At 71.5% G+C, this 15612-nt stretch carries 15 protein-coding genes and 2 pseudogenes; 7 read left to right on the top strand and 10 right to left on the bottom strand.

The window, feature by feature from the left end:
* Positions 1-76: 76 nt before the first annotated feature.
* On the bottom strand, positions 77-523 hold the full coding sequence (locus tag AB0F52_RS45475; protein ID WP_360184798.1) for a hypothetical protein: 447 nt from the start codon (positions 521-523) through the stop codon (positions 77-79).
* Positions 520-1932 (bottom strand): PLP-dependent aminotransferase family protein, encoded by a 1413-nt coding sequence (locus AB0F52_RS45470; protein WP_360184795.1) that lies wholly within the window; start codon positions 1930-1932, stop codon positions 520-522. The genes AB0F52_RS45475 and AB0F52_RS45470 overlap by 4 nt, the downstream gene beginning before the upstream one ends.
* An 82-nt stretch (positions 1933-2014) precedes the next feature.
* Here AB0F52_RS45470 and AB0F52_RS45465 point away from each other — a divergent pair, with 82 nt between their 5' ends.
* The gene (locus AB0F52_RS45465) at positions 2015-2587 is read left to right on the top strand and encodes a TIGR03086 family metal-binding protein (protein WP_360184793.1); all 573 of its coding nucleotides are present in this window, start codon (positions 2015-2017) and stop codon (positions 2585-2587) included.
* Here the strand turns inward: AB0F52_RS45465 and AB0F52_RS45460 are convergent.
* Entirely contained in the window at positions 2580-3557 is a 978-nt protein-coding gene (locus AB0F52_RS45460) for a neutral zinc metallopeptidase (RefSeq protein WP_360184790.1), read from the bottom strand. The genes AB0F52_RS45465 and AB0F52_RS45460 overlap by 8 nt on opposite strands.
* A gap of 113 nt (positions 3558-3670) precedes the next feature.
* Here AB0F52_RS45460 and AB0F52_RS45455 point away from each other — a divergent pair, with 113 nt between their 5' ends.
* Complete coding sequence (locus AB0F52_RS45455) at positions 3671-5683, top strand: prolyl oligopeptidase family serine peptidase (RefSeq protein WP_360184788.1); 2013 nt, start codon at positions 3671-3673, stop codon at positions 5681-5683.
* On the opposite strand, the gene AB0F52_RS45450 is transcribed toward AB0F52_RS45455, so the two are convergent.
* Entirely contained in the window at positions 5673-5987 is a 315-nt protein-coding gene (locus AB0F52_RS45450) for a multidrug efflux SMR transporter (protein WP_043783342.1), read from the bottom strand. The genes AB0F52_RS45455 and AB0F52_RS45450 overlap by 11 nt on opposite strands.
* Positions 5987-6598 (bottom strand): NAD(P)H-dependent oxidoreductase, encoded by a 612-nt coding sequence (locus AB0F52_RS45445; RefSeq protein WP_360184785.1) that lies wholly within the window; start codon positions 6596-6598, stop codon positions 5987-5989. The genes AB0F52_RS45450 and AB0F52_RS45445 overlap by 1 nt, the downstream gene beginning before the upstream one ends.
* 77 nt (positions 6599-6675) lie before the next feature.
* Here AB0F52_RS45445 and AB0F52_RS45440 point away from each other — a divergent pair, with 77 nt between their 5' ends.
* The 3 genes and pseudogenes from AB0F52_RS45440 to AB0F52_RS45430 all read left to right on the top strand — a co-directional run bounded on the left by AB0F52_RS45440 (position 6676) and on the right by AB0F52_RS45430 (position 8318).
* A complete protein-coding gene (locus AB0F52_RS45440) occupies positions 6676-7221 on the top strand; it encodes a helix-turn-helix domain-containing protein (RefSeq protein WP_360184783.1) in 546 nt (181 codons plus the stop codon).
* 149 nt (positions 7222-7370) lie between these two features.
* Positions 7371-7568, top strand: a pseudogene (locus tag AB0F52_RS45435) (cold shock domain-containing protein); the annotation flags it as partial.
* A 30-nt stretch (positions 7569-7598) separates the two neighbouring features.
* Positions 7599-8318: a cold shock domain-containing protein gene (locus tag AB0F52_RS45430; RefSeq protein WP_360184974.1), complete on the top strand. Its 720-nt coding sequence runs from the start codon at positions 7599-7601 to the stop codon at positions 8316-8318.
* 131 nt (positions 8319-8449) lie between these two features.
* Here AB0F52_RS45430 and AB0F52_RS45425 read toward each other — a convergent pair.
* Both AB0F52_RS45425 and AB0F52_RS45420 read right to left on the bottom strand, forming a co-directional pair.
* Positions 8450-9121: pseudogene (locus AB0F52_RS45425) on the bottom strand (IS5 family transposase); the annotation flags it as partial.
* A gap of 71 nt (positions 9122-9192) precedes the next feature.
* Positions 9193-9939 (bottom strand): ferritin-like domain-containing protein, encoded by a 747-nt coding sequence (locus AB0F52_RS45420; RefSeq protein ID WP_360184780.1) that lies wholly within the window; start codon positions 9937-9939, stop codon positions 9193-9195.
* A 271-nt stretch (positions 9940-10210) separates the two neighbouring features.
* On the opposite strand from AB0F52_RS45420, the gene AB0F52_RS45415 reads away from it, so the two are divergent.
* Together AB0F52_RS45415 and AB0F52_RS45410 are read left to right on the top strand one after the other, a co-directional pair.
* Entirely contained in the window at positions 10211-10354 is a 144-nt protein-coding gene (locus AB0F52_RS45415) for a hypothetical protein (protein ID WP_360184778.1), read from the top strand.
* A 154-nt stretch (positions 10355-10508) separates the two neighbouring features.
* Positions 10509-11300, top strand: coding sequence for an isocitrate lyase/phosphoenolpyruvate mutase family protein (locus AB0F52_RS45410; protein WP_360184776.1), 792 nt, complete (start codon positions 10509-10511; stop codon positions 11298-11300).
* Positions 11301-11337: 37 nt separating this feature from the next.
* On the opposite strand, the gene AB0F52_RS45405 is transcribed toward AB0F52_RS45410, so the two are convergent.
* From AB0F52_RS45405 to AB0F52_RS45395, 3 genes are all read right to left on the bottom strand, one after another.
* Complete coding sequence (locus AB0F52_RS45405) at positions 11338-14157, bottom strand: vitamin B12-dependent ribonucleotide reductase (RefSeq protein ID WP_360184773.1); 2820 nt, start codon at positions 14155-14157, stop codon at positions 11338-11340.
* A gap of 30 nt (positions 14158-14187) precedes the next feature.
* Entirely contained in the window at positions 14188-14682 is a 495-nt protein-coding gene (gene nrdR / locus AB0F52_RS45400) for a transcriptional regulator NrdR (RefSeq protein ID WP_103342822.1), read from the bottom strand.
* A 606-nt stretch (positions 14683-15288) separates the two neighbouring features.
* Positions 15289-15612, bottom strand: a 324-nt coding sequence (locus AB0F52_RS45395; protein WP_360184771.1) for a LysM peptidoglycan-binding domain-containing protein, incomplete at its 5' end; no start/stop codon positions are given.

Here is a 15612-nt window from a genome sequence, read left to right as displayed (position 1 = left end):
TCACCACAGGTTAGGGCCCTCCGGCGCCCGGCGAAAGTCCGGCAAACGGGGCGTCTTCGTGGTAAAGGGAGGAGATTCAGCCGAGCCGTTCGGCCAGGCCGTCGAGGGCCAGCCGGATCCCGGCCGCGTAGTCGTCGTCGCCGAGGGCGTTCAGGCGCTCGCGGGCCAGCGCCAGCTGCTCGCGCGCCGCGGGGAGGTCGCCGAGCTTGCGGTAGTCCTCGCCCAGGTTGAGGTGCAGGGACGGGTAGAACCCGCGCACCGCCAGGGACGAGTGGTACTCGCGGGCCCGCGAGTCGGTCAGCGAATCGGCCGCGGCCAGGGCCCGCAGGTCCCACTCGAGCTCCTCGGCCGGGTCGTCGCAGACGTCGGCCATGTGGTGCGCCAGCGCGACGCGGTGCAGCGGGTCGCCGTCGTCGCCGATCGAATCCCACAGCTTCGCGAAGGCCGCGTACGCGCCGGCGCGGTCGCCGCCGATGTGCTGCCGAAGACCGGCGTCGATCGCCACCATCACGTCGTCGGTCATGCCACTCCTTCGTCCGCCAGCGCCCGCAGCCGGGCCAGTCCGGGCTCGATCCGCTCGGCCGCGACCGCACCGTAACCGAACACCAGGCCGTGCCGCCGCTCCCCCACGCCGAAGTCCCCCAGCGAGTACAGCCGCACGCCACGACGGCGAGCGGCGCGGACCAGCCCGCCGCAGTCCGCCGGCGCGAGCGCGCTGAGGTGCAGGCCCGCCGTCGACGGCAACGGGGTCAGGAAGTCCGCGAAGTCGCGGGCGAGCACCGCGGAGAGGAGCTCGTGCCGGCCGCGGTAGACCTTCCGCATCCGCCGGACGTGCCGGGCGAAGCCCCCTTCGGCCATGAACGCCGCCAGCGCCGCCTGCTCGACGTTCGGCGCGTGCCAGTCGGTGAGGTAGCGGGCCTTGACCAAGGCGGGCACCAGCGTCGGCGGCGCGATGAGGAAGCCCAGCCGCAGTGCCGGCGAGAGCACCTTCGAGAACGAGCCGACGTACACGACGCGGCCGCGGGAATCCAGGCTGTGCAACGGTTCCAGCGGGCGCCCGGTGTAGCGGAACTCGGTGTCGTAGTCGTCCTCGACGAGCACCGCGTCGTTCCGCTCGGCCCAGTCCAGCAGCTCCAGGCGGCGGTCCAGCGACATCGACAGGCCGAGCGGGTACTGGTGCGACGGCGTCACGTACACCAGCCGCGTCCCCGCCGGGATGGCGTCGACGACGATCCCGGACGCGTCCACCGGCACCGGCGCGACCCGCACCCCGCGCGCGCCGAGCACCAGCCGCGGCGGCGGGTACCCCGGGTCCTCGACGGCCGCCAGGTCGCCGGTCCGCAGCAGCACCCGCGCGACGAGGTCGGTCGTCTGCTGGGCGCCCGCGGTGACGACGACCTGCGCCGCACCGGCACGGACGTCCCGGGAAACGCCGGCGTGCCGGGCGATTTCGGCGCGCAGCGCGGGGTGGCCCTGCGGGTCGCCGTAGGTCATCAGGTCGGCCTGGCCGGCGCGCAGCCGCTGCGTGATCAGCCGCCGCCAGGTGTCGAACGGGAACAGCGAGAGGTCGGGGACGCCCGGCCGGAAGTCGAACTCCGGCGCCGGGGCGAACGGCCCGGGCGGCGGCGGGACGGCGTCCCACTCCGGCAGCGGCCGCACGCCCGGACCGTCCGGCACGGGCTCGGCGGACACCGGCGAAGCCGTGACGAACGTGCCCGCGCCGACGCGAGCGGCGAGGAACCCCTCGGCGGTGAGCCGGTCGTAGGCGGCGCTGACCGTCGTCCGGGAGACCGCCAGCCGCTGCGCGAGCTCACGCGTCGGCGGGAGCGCCTCGCCGGGCCGGATCCGGCCGGCCAGGATCGCCGCGCGGAGCTGCCGGTAGATCGCGTCGCGGTGGCCGCGTGTCCCGGTCAGGTCGATGTGGATCTCCACCGGATCAGTCTAGATTGGCCCACGAAGGTTGCGGCGGATTTGGCACTGTTCGTGGTCCGCTTCCCCGCTTAACGTGATCGGCATGGATCTCCGCGAACTCGACCGCCGCACCCTGCTCCTCCTCGACAAGATGGTCGCCGGCGTGACACCGACCGACCTCGCCCGCCCCACCCCGTGCGCCGGCTGGACCCTCGCCGATCTGCTCCGCCACCAGGTCAGCGAGAACCACGCCTTCGCGACGGCGGCCCGCGAAGGCTCGGCGCCGGACTGGGACGCCGGTGTCCTCGGCGACGACGCCTACGCCGCGTACCAGGCGTCCGTCGAGGACTTCCTCGACGCCTTCGCCGGCGACGCCGTGCTGGAGCGCCAGCTCACCATCAACCACTTCGGCACGTTCCCCGGCTCGATCGCGGCGCACATGCACCTGGTCGACACGCTCGCGCACGGCTGGGACCTGGCCCGCACCCTGGGCCTGCCCTACGAGCCGGACGCCGAAGCCGTGTCCACCGCCTCGAAGCTGGCCGAACGGATCCCGGACGAAGGCCGCGAGAAGAACGGCTCGTTCGCCCACAGCGTCGAGGTCCCCGCGGACGCGAGCCCGCTCGACCGGTTCCTCGCCCTCCTCGGCCGCGACCCCGCCTGGACCCTCAGCTGACCTCGCCGGCCGGGGCGCTCCACGTGTCACACGCCTTCGTGGCCTTGCCGTCGTAGCCCGCCTTCGCCCAGGACAGCTGGTGCTCGCGCGAGCCGTGGGTGTCGCTGTTGTTGGCCCGGCCGTAGTCGGCGACCGCGGCGTTCGCCAGCGATCGGCTGATCGAGCCCGTGCCGGCGACGGCCGTCAGGAACAGCGCGCCGAAGCAGTTCGCCTGCAGCTCGATCCGGCGCACGACCTCCTTGTCCGCCGCGCTGTCCTCGTCCGGCGAGGTCATCTTGTCCGCCGCCGCGGAGAGGATGCCGCTCTCGCGCTGCACGTGGTGGCCGTATTCGTGGGCGAGCGTCGCGATGTGCCGGGCCTTGTTGAGCCCGGCGTCCGACAGCATCCAGTCGGTCGGGGCGTAGATCGTCGTGTCGCCGCCGCAGTAGTAGGCGACGGCTTCGTTCTCCGTCGGCGCCTCGCCGCACGAGCTGTGCTCCGGCAGCGTCACCGAAACGGTGGCCGTGAGCGTCGGCTCGTTCGCCTTCTCCAGTGCCGGGCGCCACGACTGCTCCAGGCAGCCGACGAGCGCGCCGTAGTAGGCCTTGAGCTGTTCGGCCGCCCGGCCGAGCTCGGGCAGGGAGCAGGTGGCGGGCCCGGGGCTGATGCCGTCGCCGAGCAGGGGGTTGCGCGCCAGCTCCGGCACGGCCTTCGGGGGCTTCCCGGTGCCGCTGTACGCCCGGCCGGGATCGGCGCCCTGCGCGGCGAGCGCGCGGCCGTCCACCCGGTGCGGGATGGTGGCGGCGATCAGGGAGAAGGCCACCACGACGATCAGGACCCCGGTGACGGCACCCCAGAGCCGGTTGCGTGGCGGCGCGATCGGGACGGGCGGGGCCGCGGGCCAGCCGGGCGCCCACGGGTTCGGCTCCGGCGTCCACGCGGGTTCCGGCGGCCGGGCCGTCCCCGGCCACGGCGGTTCGGCGTCGTTCACGGTCTCCCCCTGCTGTGTGGCACCAGCATACGGACACCCCGGGAGGCAGGGATCACGAAACGAACACGCCACCGGGTGGCCGCCGGGCCCCGGACCAGGCGAGACTGTCTGTCATGAGTGTCGAGGATCCTTATCTGTGGCTGGAAGACGTGACCGGCGACGACGCGCTCGGCTGGGTGCGCGCCCGCAACGACGAAACGCTGGCCGAGCTGACCGCCGGCGCGCGGTTCGCCGAACTGCGCGCCGAACTGCGCGAGGTGCTCGACGCCGACGACCGGATCCCGTACGTGCGCCGCCGCGGCGAGTTCCTCTACAACTTCTGGCAGGACGCGAGCCACCCGCGCGGCCTGTGGCGGCGGACGACGCTCGAGTCCTACCGGCAGGCCGAGCCCGAGTGGGAGCTGCTGCTCGACGTCGACGCGCTGGCCGAGGCCGAGGGCGAGAACTGGGTCTGGCAGGGCGCGACCGTGCTGCGGCCGGGCTACCGGCGCGGCCTGGTCGAGCTGTCCCGCGGCGGCGCCGACGCCACCGTCGTCCGCGAGTTCGACCTCGACTCGCACGAATTCGTCGCGGACGGCTTCACGGTCCCGGAGGCGAAGACGCGGATCGGCTGGATCGACGAAGACCGCGTCTACGTCGGAACGGACTTCGGCCCGGGCTCGCTGACCAGCTCCGGGTACCCGCGGCTGGCCAAGGAGTGGCGCCGCGGCACGCCGCTCGAAGCGGCGACCGTGGTCTTCGAAGGCAAGCCCGACGACGTCTCGATCGGCGCGTCCCACGACCCGACCGAAGGCTTCGAGCGCGACTTCGTCAGCCGCGCCATCGACTTCTACCGCTCGGAACTGCACCTGAAGACGCCCGGCGGCCTGGTCAAGATCGACGTCCCGGACGACGCGAGCGCGTCCCTGCACCGCGAATGGCTGCTGGTGCGGCCGCGGACGGCGTGGACCGTCGGCGGCACGGAACACCCCGCCGGCTCGCTGATCGCCATCCTCTTCGACGCCTTCATGGCCGGCGACCGCGACTTCACGACGCTGTTCACCCCCGACGAGCACACTTCGCTGAGCTACTGGGCCTGGACGCGCCACCACCTGCTGCTCGGCACGCTGCGCGACGTCCGCACCGAGCTGCGCACCCTCACCCCGGGCCCGGACGGCTGGCAGGAGGCGCCGCTGGCCGGCGGCCCGGAGTTCGGCAGCGCGGACATCTTCGACACCGATCCCGACGTCAGCGACGAATACCTGATCGACTCCAGCGGCTTCCTCCAGCCGTCGACGCTGAGCTACGGCCAGGTCGGCGAAGAGGTCGAAGTCCTGAAGCAGGCTCCGGCGTTCTTCGACGCTTCGGGCATGAGCGTCGCGCAGTACTTCGCGACGTCGGAGGACGGCACGAAGATCCCGTACTTCGTCGTCCGGCCGTCCGGCGCCGAGGGCGGCCCGACGCTGCTGACCGGCTACGGCGGCTTCGAGGTCTCGCTGACGCCGTCGTACAGCGGGATGATCGGCCGTGGCTGGCTCGCCCGCGGCGGCACGTACGTCGTCGCGAACATCCGCGGCGGCGGCGAGTACGGACCCGGCTGGCACACGCAGGCCATCAAGGCCGAACGTCACCGCGTGTACGAGGACTTCGCCGCGGTGGCCGCGGACCTGGTTTCGCGGGGCATCACGACACCGGAGAAGCTCGGCATCCAGGGCGGCAGCAACGGCGGCCTGCTGATGGGCGTGATGCTGACGCGTTACCCGGAGCGGTTCGGCGCGATCGTCAGCCAGGTGCCGCTGCTGGACATGCGGCGCTACCACCTGCTGCTGGCCGGCGCGTCGTGGATGGCCGAGTACGGCGACCCCGACGACGCCGCGGAATGGGACTACATCGCGAAGTACTCGCCGTACCAGAACGTCCACAGTGGACGCGCGTACCCGCCGTCGCTGTTCGTGACCTCGACGCGCGACGACCGCGTGCACCCCGCCCACGCCCGCAAGATGGTGGCGCGGATGCGTGAGCAGGGGCACGACGTCCGGTATCACGAGAACATCGAAGGCGGCCACGGCGCCGCGGCGGACAACGAGCAGCTGGCCTTCAAGTGGGCGCTGGTGTTCGAGTTCCTGTGGGAGCAGCTCACGAAGTGAGCCGCGCGAGCACGACGCCGCCGACGATCAGGGCCAGCGCGGCCACCCGGCCGACGCTCAGCGGGTCCTTGGTCACGACGACGCCGAGCACGATCGCGCCGACGGCACCGATCCCGGTGAACACCGCGTAGGCGGTGCCCACCGGGACGGTGTCCATCGCGCGTGAGAGCAGGTACACCGCGGCAGCGCCGAGCACGAAGCACAGGAGCGTCGGCCACGGCCGGGTGAAGTTCTCCGTCGGCTTGATGCTCTGCGACCACGCGATTTCGACGAGCCCGGCGAAGACGAGCGTCACCCAGCCCATCAGAGCGCCTTCAGGGCCGCTTCGCGCGACGCGACCCGCTCGCCTTCGCGCGCGGCCAGGTGCGGGTCGACCAGGGCGTTGGTCAGCTCGGCGTGCACGAACCGGACGTCGTCGACGTCGTAGTGCCCGGCGATGAAGTCCCGCAGGTAGCGCTCGTGGTGGTCGAACGGCGCCCGCGGCGTCCCTGCCGCGTACGTCCCGCCCCGCGCGCCGGCGATGACGAATTTCTTGCTCCGCAGGGACATCTTCGGGAACGTCACCTGGTCGATCCAGGCCTTCAGGGCGGCCGGGATCGAGAAGTTGTACATCGGCGCGCCGATGAGCACGACGTCGGCTTCGAGCAGCTCGGCGAGCAGCGGCTCGACGATCGCCCACGCCGTCTCCTGCTCCGGCGTGCTGAGGACATCGGCGTAGTGCGCCGGGTCGGTGATCCCCGCGGCGAGCAGGGCGTCACAGATTTCGGTCCACGCTTCGCCGATCACCGGGACCGGGTCGGCGGCGAGGTCGCGGTAGGTCCGGGTGCCCGCCCAGGTGGCGGCGTACCGGGCGGACAGCTCGCGGGAGAACGACGAGCGGCGCGCGCTGGAGTCGAGGTGCAGCAGGTGGGGCACGATTCCTCCTCAAGTGGACGCGGTGTCCGCTTGAGTCAACTGGACGCCCTGTCCGGATATTCCCTAGGCTGGCGCCCATGCCCGAACGCGCCGACGCGGCCCGCAACCGCGCGAAGATCCTCGCGGCGGCCGAGGAGCTGTTCACCGCCCGCGGCGCGGCGGAGGTGACGATGGAGGACATCGCCCGGACGGCCGGAGTCGGCCGCGGAACGCTCTACCGCCGTTACCCGGACCGCGCGGCGATCGCCGTGGCCCTGCTGGACGAGCACGAGCGCCGTCTGCAGGAGGAGCTCCTGCGCGGCGACCCGCCACTGGGCCCGGGCGCACCGCCGGCCGCCCGCCTGACGGCGTTCTACGAGGCGATGGTGGAACTGCTGGAGCGGCACGCGCCCCTGGTGCTGGGGGCCGAGGTGGGGCATTCCCGCTTCACGACGGGCGCGTACGGGTTTTGGCGCACGCACGTCCGCGTCCTGGCGGAGGCGGCGGGCGCCCCGGACCCCGACGTCCTGGCCGACGTGCTGCTGGCCCCGCTGGCCCCGGAGCTGTTCCTGCACCAGACGTCTCGCGGGGTGCCGGCGGAGCGGATCACCGCGGCCCTGCGGCAACTGGCCGGTCTCCTTTAGACCTGGTCTCAAAACTCGGCGTGTCGCTAGGTGAACCAACGGCCCGCCCGTGGCTCCGCACCGCCCGCCTGTGGGGCCCGGCCCGACGGGCCGGAGGTCTGTCAGGGAGACTGGGGGCCATTGCCCGCCCTCTCGACCTGGAGTCTTTGATGCCGCAAGGGACCGTCCGTTGGTTCGACGCCGAACGGGGTTTCGGCTTCCTCGCGCCCGAGGACGGCTCGCCGGACGTGTTCGTGCACGCCTCCGAGATCGTCGGGGACGGCGGCGCGAAAATGCTCCGCGAGGGTCAGGCCGTCGTGTTCGAGGTCGGCGAGAACGACCGCGGGCCCCAGGCGCTGCACGTTCGCGTCACCGCCGATGCGGCCACCGGCAGCGCCGTGGGCCTGCTCGGCACCATCAACTGGTACGAGCCGGGCAAGGGGTACGGCTTCGCGTCGCCGGACGGCGGCGGCGCCGACATCTTCGTGCACAGCTCCGCCATCGTGACCGGCGGCGTGGTCACCGAGGGGCAGCGGGTGGCCTTCCTGATCGTCGAAGGCGAGCGCGGCCCGCAGGCCGGGCACGTGATCCCGCTGGGAGCAGGGGCCGGCTCACCCGCTGCGGCCGGTATCGCGGACGGTGCCGACGGCACGGTGGCCTGGTACGACGAGGACAAGGGCTTCGGCTTCATCAACCCCGACTCCGGCGCCGGGGACGTCTTCGTTCACGCCCGGGCCCTGGCCGAGGGGCTGACGTGGCTCGCGGAGGGCGACCGCGTCGCCTACGAGGTGGCTAGTGGAGACAAGGGCCCGCAGGCCCGCGACGTGCACCTGGTCCGGGGCGCCGAGCCCCAGACGGCGCCGCAGCGGTCGGCACCTGCCGCGGCCGCAGGGCCGGCAGCGCCGGACGTGCCCGTACGAGGCGGCGAGGGCGTCGTCGCGCGCTACGACAGCGACCGCGGCTTCGGCTTCATCACCCCGGACGCAGGCGGCGACGATCTCTTCGCCCACGCGTCCGTGATCATGGGGTCGGAGCCGCTGCAGAAGGGTGACCGGGTCCGGTACGCGGTGCGTCAGAGCGACCGGGGCCCGCAGGCCGACCGCATCGAACGCCTCTGAAGAGGCGGCCCCACCGATGGCTGAGCACTTCCCGACGAGAGTGCTCGTTCATCCCCGTCGATGGTGCCGTCAGCAACGCGGCTGCAGCTTTCCTCCAGGAGATCGATCTCCCTTGTGGTGCAGGCCGGCGTGAGTAGCGCCAGCGTGGTGCGTTCGGTCCGGTCGTAGCGCAGCCCGAGGCGTTTGAACCGCAGCAGCCAGGAGATGGTGCGTTCGACGACCCAGCGGACCCGGCCGAGGCGGGACTTGCCCTCAATCCCGCGCCGGGCGATACGGACCTTTGATACCGCGGCGGGTCAGGTAGCGGCGGCAGCGGCGGTAGTCGTAGACCTTGTCGGCGTGCAGCTTGTCCGGTCGCCCGTCGTGGCCGGCCCGCCCGGCCGTGGTGGCCGCGCACGGTCGGGTTCGTGTCCGGCAGCGGCTCGAACAGCATGCTGTCGTGGGTGTTCGCCGCCGACAACATGATGTGCAGCGGTAGCCCGTTCGCGTCGCACAGAACGTGGTACTTGGAGCCGGCTTCACCCCGGTCAGTGGGGCTGCGGCCGGTCAGCTCGCCCCCCTTTTCGACCGCACCGACACCGCGTCGATGCAGCCTCTGGTCCAGTCGAGCTCGTCGATGTCGGACAGCTCGTCGAGCACGAGCTGGTGCAGCCGGTCCCACACGCCGGCGTCCTAGCGCGGCACGGTCGTCGATCCGGGGCCGCCCCACCCGGACCGCGCGGCGCTGGTCGGGACGGGATCAGGGGTTCGATCAGCTCCCAGAGCCGGTCTTCGACCCGCCGCTGCTGCGTCGTCTTCGCCACGACTGCCCACGATCGACGACCAGGACCGGCAGGTTACGCAGTGACACACCCTTAAGTTTTGAGACCAGGTCTTAGAAGAGCCCGCGCGGCCGGGCGCGCTTGGGGGTGTACCGCGGGCCCGGTTTCGGCTGCTCGCCACGGATCCTCGCGAGCGCGGCTTCGAACGCGGTGAGCACGTCGGCGACGAAGACGAGCCGGCCGACGCCGAGGCGGTGCAGAGCCTGGCCGTGGTCCGCGGCGACCGTGATCGCGACGCCGAGCAGCAGGACCCGCCACGCGCCGAACACCGCCGCCCGGGCGGGCTTGCCCAGCTCGCGGAAGGCGATCTCCAGCCGGTGGCAGTGGAACGGCACGTGCCGCTCCTCGTCGGCGAGGATCCGCGCGGCGACCTGCGTGAGCAGCGGGTCGCCGGTGCCGTCGCGCAGGGCGCGGTAGTACCGCAGCGCGACGACCTCGGCGATGAGCAGGACCATCAGTTCCAGCCGCAGCCCGAGCGCCCGCCGCAGCTTGACGAACACGGTGTCCGACCAGTGACTCGCGATGGTGGGCACCCCGGCGGCGGCGAGCAGTCCGGCGAGCATCCGCGCGTGGTTCTGCTCCTCGGCGACGAAGAGCTTCACGGCGGCGAGGTAGGTGTCGTCGCCGGCGGCTTTCGCGATGAGGTTGGCGCCGTCGCCGGCTTCGCCGACCTGGAACCGCTGCACGCTCTTCGCGACGTCGGGGTGCAGCTTCGCGCCCCGTTCCCACGGCGGATCTTCGCGTTGCCCGCGACGTTCGGCTTCGGTTTCGAAATCCTGGAGCCAGTGTGCGTACGTCATCGGTCCGATGATGCCGCGTGCTTGTGGATCCGGTGGGTGGCTCCCGTGGAGATTCAGTGAAGGCCGGACCGCGTGCAGCGCTCGACGTGCAGCAACGCCATCGGGTTCCGGCCGGGGTAAGGGCTCCAGGTCCCGAGCGCGATCTCCGCGCAGCCGCTTCCACCGGGACGCCGGAAACCCGAGACTGTGGTGCAGCAGTACCAGATCGAGCTTCCGGCCGCCGTCCCCCTCGCCGCAGCTCGACGCGGCCGACCGCAACGGAAGGTGGACGATGCTGCGCGGCGACCGCGCCGCCAGCCACCACGCGCACGCGAGTTCCACCGTCGCGGCCTTGCCGACCGACAGCCAGGCCCCGTGCCGCCTTTCGGACAAGCAGGCGTGGGCGATCGGGCGCGCCGGCCGGATCACCCGGTAGGCGCGGCCGGCCAACCGAGCCGTGCTCACCATCGTCCGCCACTCCTGTCCGGCGAGCTTCGAGCTCGTCGACCGCCATCCGCTCACTGTTCCTGACGGGTGACTCGGAGAACTGCGCATTTGTCGGATGGACCCGGCGGCGGGAGGCTGGACCCATGACGATCGCCGATGAGTTCCGGGCGCTGCACGAGCGACCCGAGCCGTTCCTGCTGCCGAATCCGTGGGATGCCGGAACGGCCCGGCTGCTGGCGGGGCTCGGCTTCGAAGCCCTGGCCACGACGAGCCTGGGCGTGGCCAACGTGGTGGGCCGGACCCGCGCGACCCGGGCGGAGATCCTGGCCAACGTCCGGGAAATCGCCGAAGCGACGCCCTTGCCGGTCAGCGCGGACCTTGAGAACTGCTTCGCGGACGATCCGGCCGAAGCCGCGAAGATGGTCGGAGCGGCGGCCGACGCCGGGGCGGTGGGCGCGTCGATCGAGGACCTCACGAGCGACCCGCAGAAGCCGATCTACGAGCTCGGGCTGGCGGTCGATCGCGTCCGGGCGGCGGTGGAGACGGCTCGCGCCCGGTCGGTGGTGCTCACGGCTCGCTGCGAGAACCAATGGCTCGGCGTCAACGACCTCGCCGACACGATCCGCCGGTTGCAGGCGTACGAGGAAGCGGGCGCCGACGTGCTCTACGCGCCGGGCTTGCGGACGCTGGAGGAGATCCGCGCGGTGGTGACGTCGGTGGGCAAGCCGGTCAACGTAGTGATGGGCTTTGCCGACCCGTCGATCACCCTGGACCAGCTGGCCGGGATCGGCGTCCGCCGGGTCAGCATCGGGGCGGCGCTCTCCCGGCTCGCCCTGAAGTCCTTCATGGACGGAGCCCGCGAGATGCGCGCGGGCCGGTTCGGGTTCGTCGCCGACCTGCCGCCGGTTTCGGAGGTGCAGCAGTTCTTCGGCTGAACCGGGCGCCGACCGCCCGGTTCAGCCGGAGGAACGGTCAGCTGCAGCCGGATGTGGCGCCGCAGCCTTCGCAGGCGTAGCACGAGCCGGCCGGGCGCATCTTCGTTCCGCACGTCATGCAGAGCGGGGCGTCCGCCGCCTTGCCGAGGCGGAGCTCCATCAGCTCCGTCGTCGTCTGGGCTTCGCGGTGGGGGTGCTCCGGTTCTTCCGCGTGCGGCTCCGGTGATGCGTCCACTGTGGACTGCAGGGCCTCCAGGTCGACGCCGGGGCTGCCGTACGTCGCCTCGACTTCGGCCGACCGCTCGTCCGCCGAGAGGATGCCCAGCTGGGAGCGCTTCTCGTACGGCAGGTAGTCCAGGGCCAAGCGGCGGAACAGGTAGTCCATCACGCTCGTCGCGATGCGGATGTCCGGGTCGTCCGTCATGCCCGCCGGCTCGAAGCGCAGGTTGCAGAACTTCGAGACGTAGAACTCGAGCGGGATGCCGTGCTGGAGGCCGACCGAGATCGACATCGAGAACGCGTCCATCACGCCGGCCAGCGTCGAGCCCTGCTTGCCGAGCTTGACGAAGATCTCGCCGAGGCCGTCGTCCGGGTACGAGCCCGCCGTCAGGTAGCCCTCCGCGCCGCCGACGGTGAACGACACCGTCTGGCTCGGGCGCTTCTTCGGCAGGCGCTTGCGGACCGGGCGGTACTCGACGACCTTCTCGGGCTCGGCGGCGGCGGCCGTCGTCTCCTTCTTCGCCGTCGACAGCGGCTGGCCGACCTTGCAGTTGTCGCGGTAGATCGCGAGGGCCTTCAGGCCGAGCTTCCAGCCCTGGAAGTAGATCTCCTCGACCTCCTCGACCGTCGCCGACTCCGGCATGTTGACCGTCTTGGAGATCGCGCCGGACAGGAACGGCTGCACCGCGGCCATCATCCGGACGTGCCCCATCGGCGCGATCGAGCGCTCGCCGACCGCGCAGTCGAACACCTCGTAGTGCTCGGGCCGCAGGCCCGGCGCGTCGACGACGTGGCCGTTCTGCGCCACGTACTCGACGATCGCCTCGACCTGCTCGGTCAGGTAGCCCAGTGCCTCGAGCGCGCGCGGCACCGTCTGGTTGACGATCTGCATCGAGCCGCCGCCGACGAGCTTCTTGAACTTCACCAGCGAGAAGTCCGGCTCGATCCCGGTGGTGTCGCAGTCCATCATGAAGCCGATGGTGCCGGTGGGGGCGAGCACCGACGCCTGCGCGTTGCGCCAGCCGTGCTTCGTGCCGATTTCGATGCCCTTCTGCCACTCCTCCGTCGCGAGCGCGCGGACCGCGGCGTCGTTGGAGTGGTAGGTGCGGACGAGCTCGTTCGCCGCCGCGTGCTTGCGCATCACGCGCTGGTGGGCTTCGGCGTTGCGCCCGTAGCCCTCGTACGCGCCGACGACCTGGGCCATCTCCGCCGAACGCCGGTAGGAGACGCCCGTCATCAGCGACGTGATCGCCGCCGCGAGCGCGCGGCCGCCGTCGGAGTCGTACGCGTGGCCCAGCGCCATCAGCAGCGCGCCGAGGTTGGCGTAGCCGATGCCGAGCTGGCGGAACTTCCGCGTGGTGTCGGCGATCGGCTCGGTCGGGAAGTCCGCGAAGCAGATCGAGACGTCCATCGCGGTGATGATGAACTCGACGGCGCGGGCGAACAGCGGCGCGTCGAACGTGCCGTCGGGCGTGACGAACTTCAGCAGGTTCAGCGACGCGAGGTTGCAGCTGGAGTTGTCCAGGTGCATGTACTCGCTGCACGGGTTCGACGCGGTGATCCGGCCGGACTCGGGGCAGGTGTGCCAGTCGTTGATCGTGCCGTCGTACTGGATGCCGGGGTCGGCGCACTCCCACGCGGCCTGGGCCATCGTGCGGAACAGCTTCTTCGCGTCGGTGCGGTCGATGACCTCGCCGGTGAGCCGGGCACGCAGGCCGAAGTCGGTGCCGTTCTCGACCGCCTGCATGAACTCGTCGGACACGCGGACCGAGTTGTTCGCGTTCTGGTACTGCACGGAGGAGATGTCCGCGCCGGAGAGGTCCATGTCGAACCCGGCGTCACGGAGGACCTTGATCTTCTCCTCTTCGCGCGCCTTGGTCTGGATGAACTCCTCGATGTCCGGGTGGTCGACGTCGAGCACGACCATCTTCGCCGCGCGCCGGGTGGCGCCGCCGGACTTGATGGTGCCCGCGGACGCGTCGGCGCCGCGCATGAACGAAACCGGCCCGGACGCGGTGCCGCCGGAGGTGAGCAGCTCCTTCGAGGAGCGGATGCGGGAGAGGTTCAGCCCGGCGCCGGAGCCGCCCTTGAAGATCAGGCCCTCTTCGCGGTACCAGTTGAGGATCGACTCCATCGTGTCGTCGACCGCGAGGATGAAACACGCCGAGACCTGCTGCTTCGACGACGTGCCGACGTTGAACCAGACCGGGGAGTTGAAGCTGAAGACCTGGTGCAGCAGCATCCAGGTGAGTTCGTGCTCGAAGATCTCGAGGTCCTGCGGCGCGGCGAAGTAGCCGTGGTCGCGCGCGGCCTTGACGTAGGTGTGCACGACCCGGTCGATGAGCTGCTTGAGGCTGCGTTCGCGCTGCGGGCTGCCGACGGCGCCGCGGAAGTACTTGCTGGTGACGATGTTGGTGGCGTTGACCGACCAGAAATCGGGGAACTCCACGCCGCGCTGCTCGAAGTTGACCGAGCCGTCGCGCCAGTTCGTCATGACGACGTCCCGCTGTTCCCAGGTCACCTGGTCGTACGGGTGCTGCCCCTCGGTCGTGAAGACGCGCCGCACGCTGAGCCCGCCGGCGGCCTTGCCTTTTTTGCCGGCGGCCGCGCGGGCCCCCGTTCCCACGGTTTCCGTCATCGGTTGAACCCTCTCCCGCAGCGGGACGGCTCAGTCGCCGTCTTCGCGCTGATCGCTCTCCTCGTGGGCAGCAGAACCCGCCATGGCCTCACGGAGGTCGGCGATCTCCTTCTCGAAGTCTTCGACCGAGGAGAAGGACCGGTAGACACTGGCGAACCGGAGGTAGGCGACCCCGTCGAGCTCACGCAGTGGGCCCAGGATGGCCAGGCCGACCTCGTGACTCGGGATCTCCGCCAGCCCGGCGGAGCGGATCGACTCCTCCACGCGCTGCGCGAGCTGCTGCAGCGCGTCGTCGTCGACCGGCCTGCCCTGGCAGGCGCGGCGGACGCCGCTCACCACCTTGTCCCGGCTGAACTGTTCGGTGACGCCGGACCGCTTGACGACGGCGAGCACCATCGTCTCCGACGTCGTGAACCGCCGTCCGCACGACGCGCACGAGCGCCGCCTGCGGATCGCCTGGCCTTCATCCACCTCTCGGGAGTCGACGACCCGAGAGTCCGCATGCCGGCAGAACGGGCACCTCATCCGCCGATCACCTTCCCCTCCTCGCCGGCCGCCCGCGGTCGACGTCCCCGCGGCCACCGCGCACCCCTGCACTTGGTGATCGTTTTGTGGACATCCGGTGGGTAAACGCCGACCAGCTGTGGACAACTACTGCCCAGTCTACCCCAACCTGTGGACCAACTACAGCGGTGTAACTACTACATATAGCGGGCGAGCGTAGAACTCGGCGGGGGTGGGCGCAAGCGACGCGGCCGGGTTCCACCTCGGCCGGGTGAGACCGGCGCGGCGCGTCCGGCCGGCCCGGAACGGCGGTGGCGAGGGGGCCGCGGGGTGCTTGCCCTGGTCGGGGCGTGGTTGGTCTGTTCGGGTGGCGCACCAGGACGCTCCGCGCGAGCTTCGGATTGGGTGCGCGGGTGGTTTCGGCGGGCGAAGGTTTCACCGAGGCGGGTGATTTCCCGGTACTCGGCCCAGCGCCCGGACGACCCGCTGAAGGCACGCTTGCTCGGGCGCTGCGCACGTTCCGAGAAGATCCCGGCCATCACAGCGGCAGTGCAGCGCAAGACCCGTCCGGCACCGGAGCCGTCACCTCGACCACCATCCAGCGGTGCCCACTCGGCCCGCGGGGATTCACGGCGCCGGGACGTCGGCGACCGGGACCGTGAGCGGCAGCCCGGGCACCAGCACGGCCTGGTCCAGCCGGTTCAGCTCCTTGATCCGGGCGACCACCGCGCCCGGCTCGCTCTCCGGCGCGAATCGCGCGGCCAGCGACGCGAGCGTGTCGCCCTGCTCGACCGACACCGTCGCGGTCCGCACGGGCACCGGGGCACCCGGCGCACCGCCGGCGAACAGCCCCAGCCCGGTGACCACCAGGCAGCTCGCGACGGCGAGCCCGGCGAGCCACGGCCAGCGCCCCCTGCGCGGCGCCGCGGCGGGTGCCGGTGCGCTGGCCGT

Source organism: Amycolatopsis sp. NPDC024027, assembly GCF_040638975.1.
Taxonomy (GTDB): Bacteria; Actinomycetota; Actinomycetes; order Mycobacteriales; family Pseudonocardiaceae; genus Amycolatopsis.
This window is presented reverse-complemented; position numbering and strand designations above follow the sequence as displayed.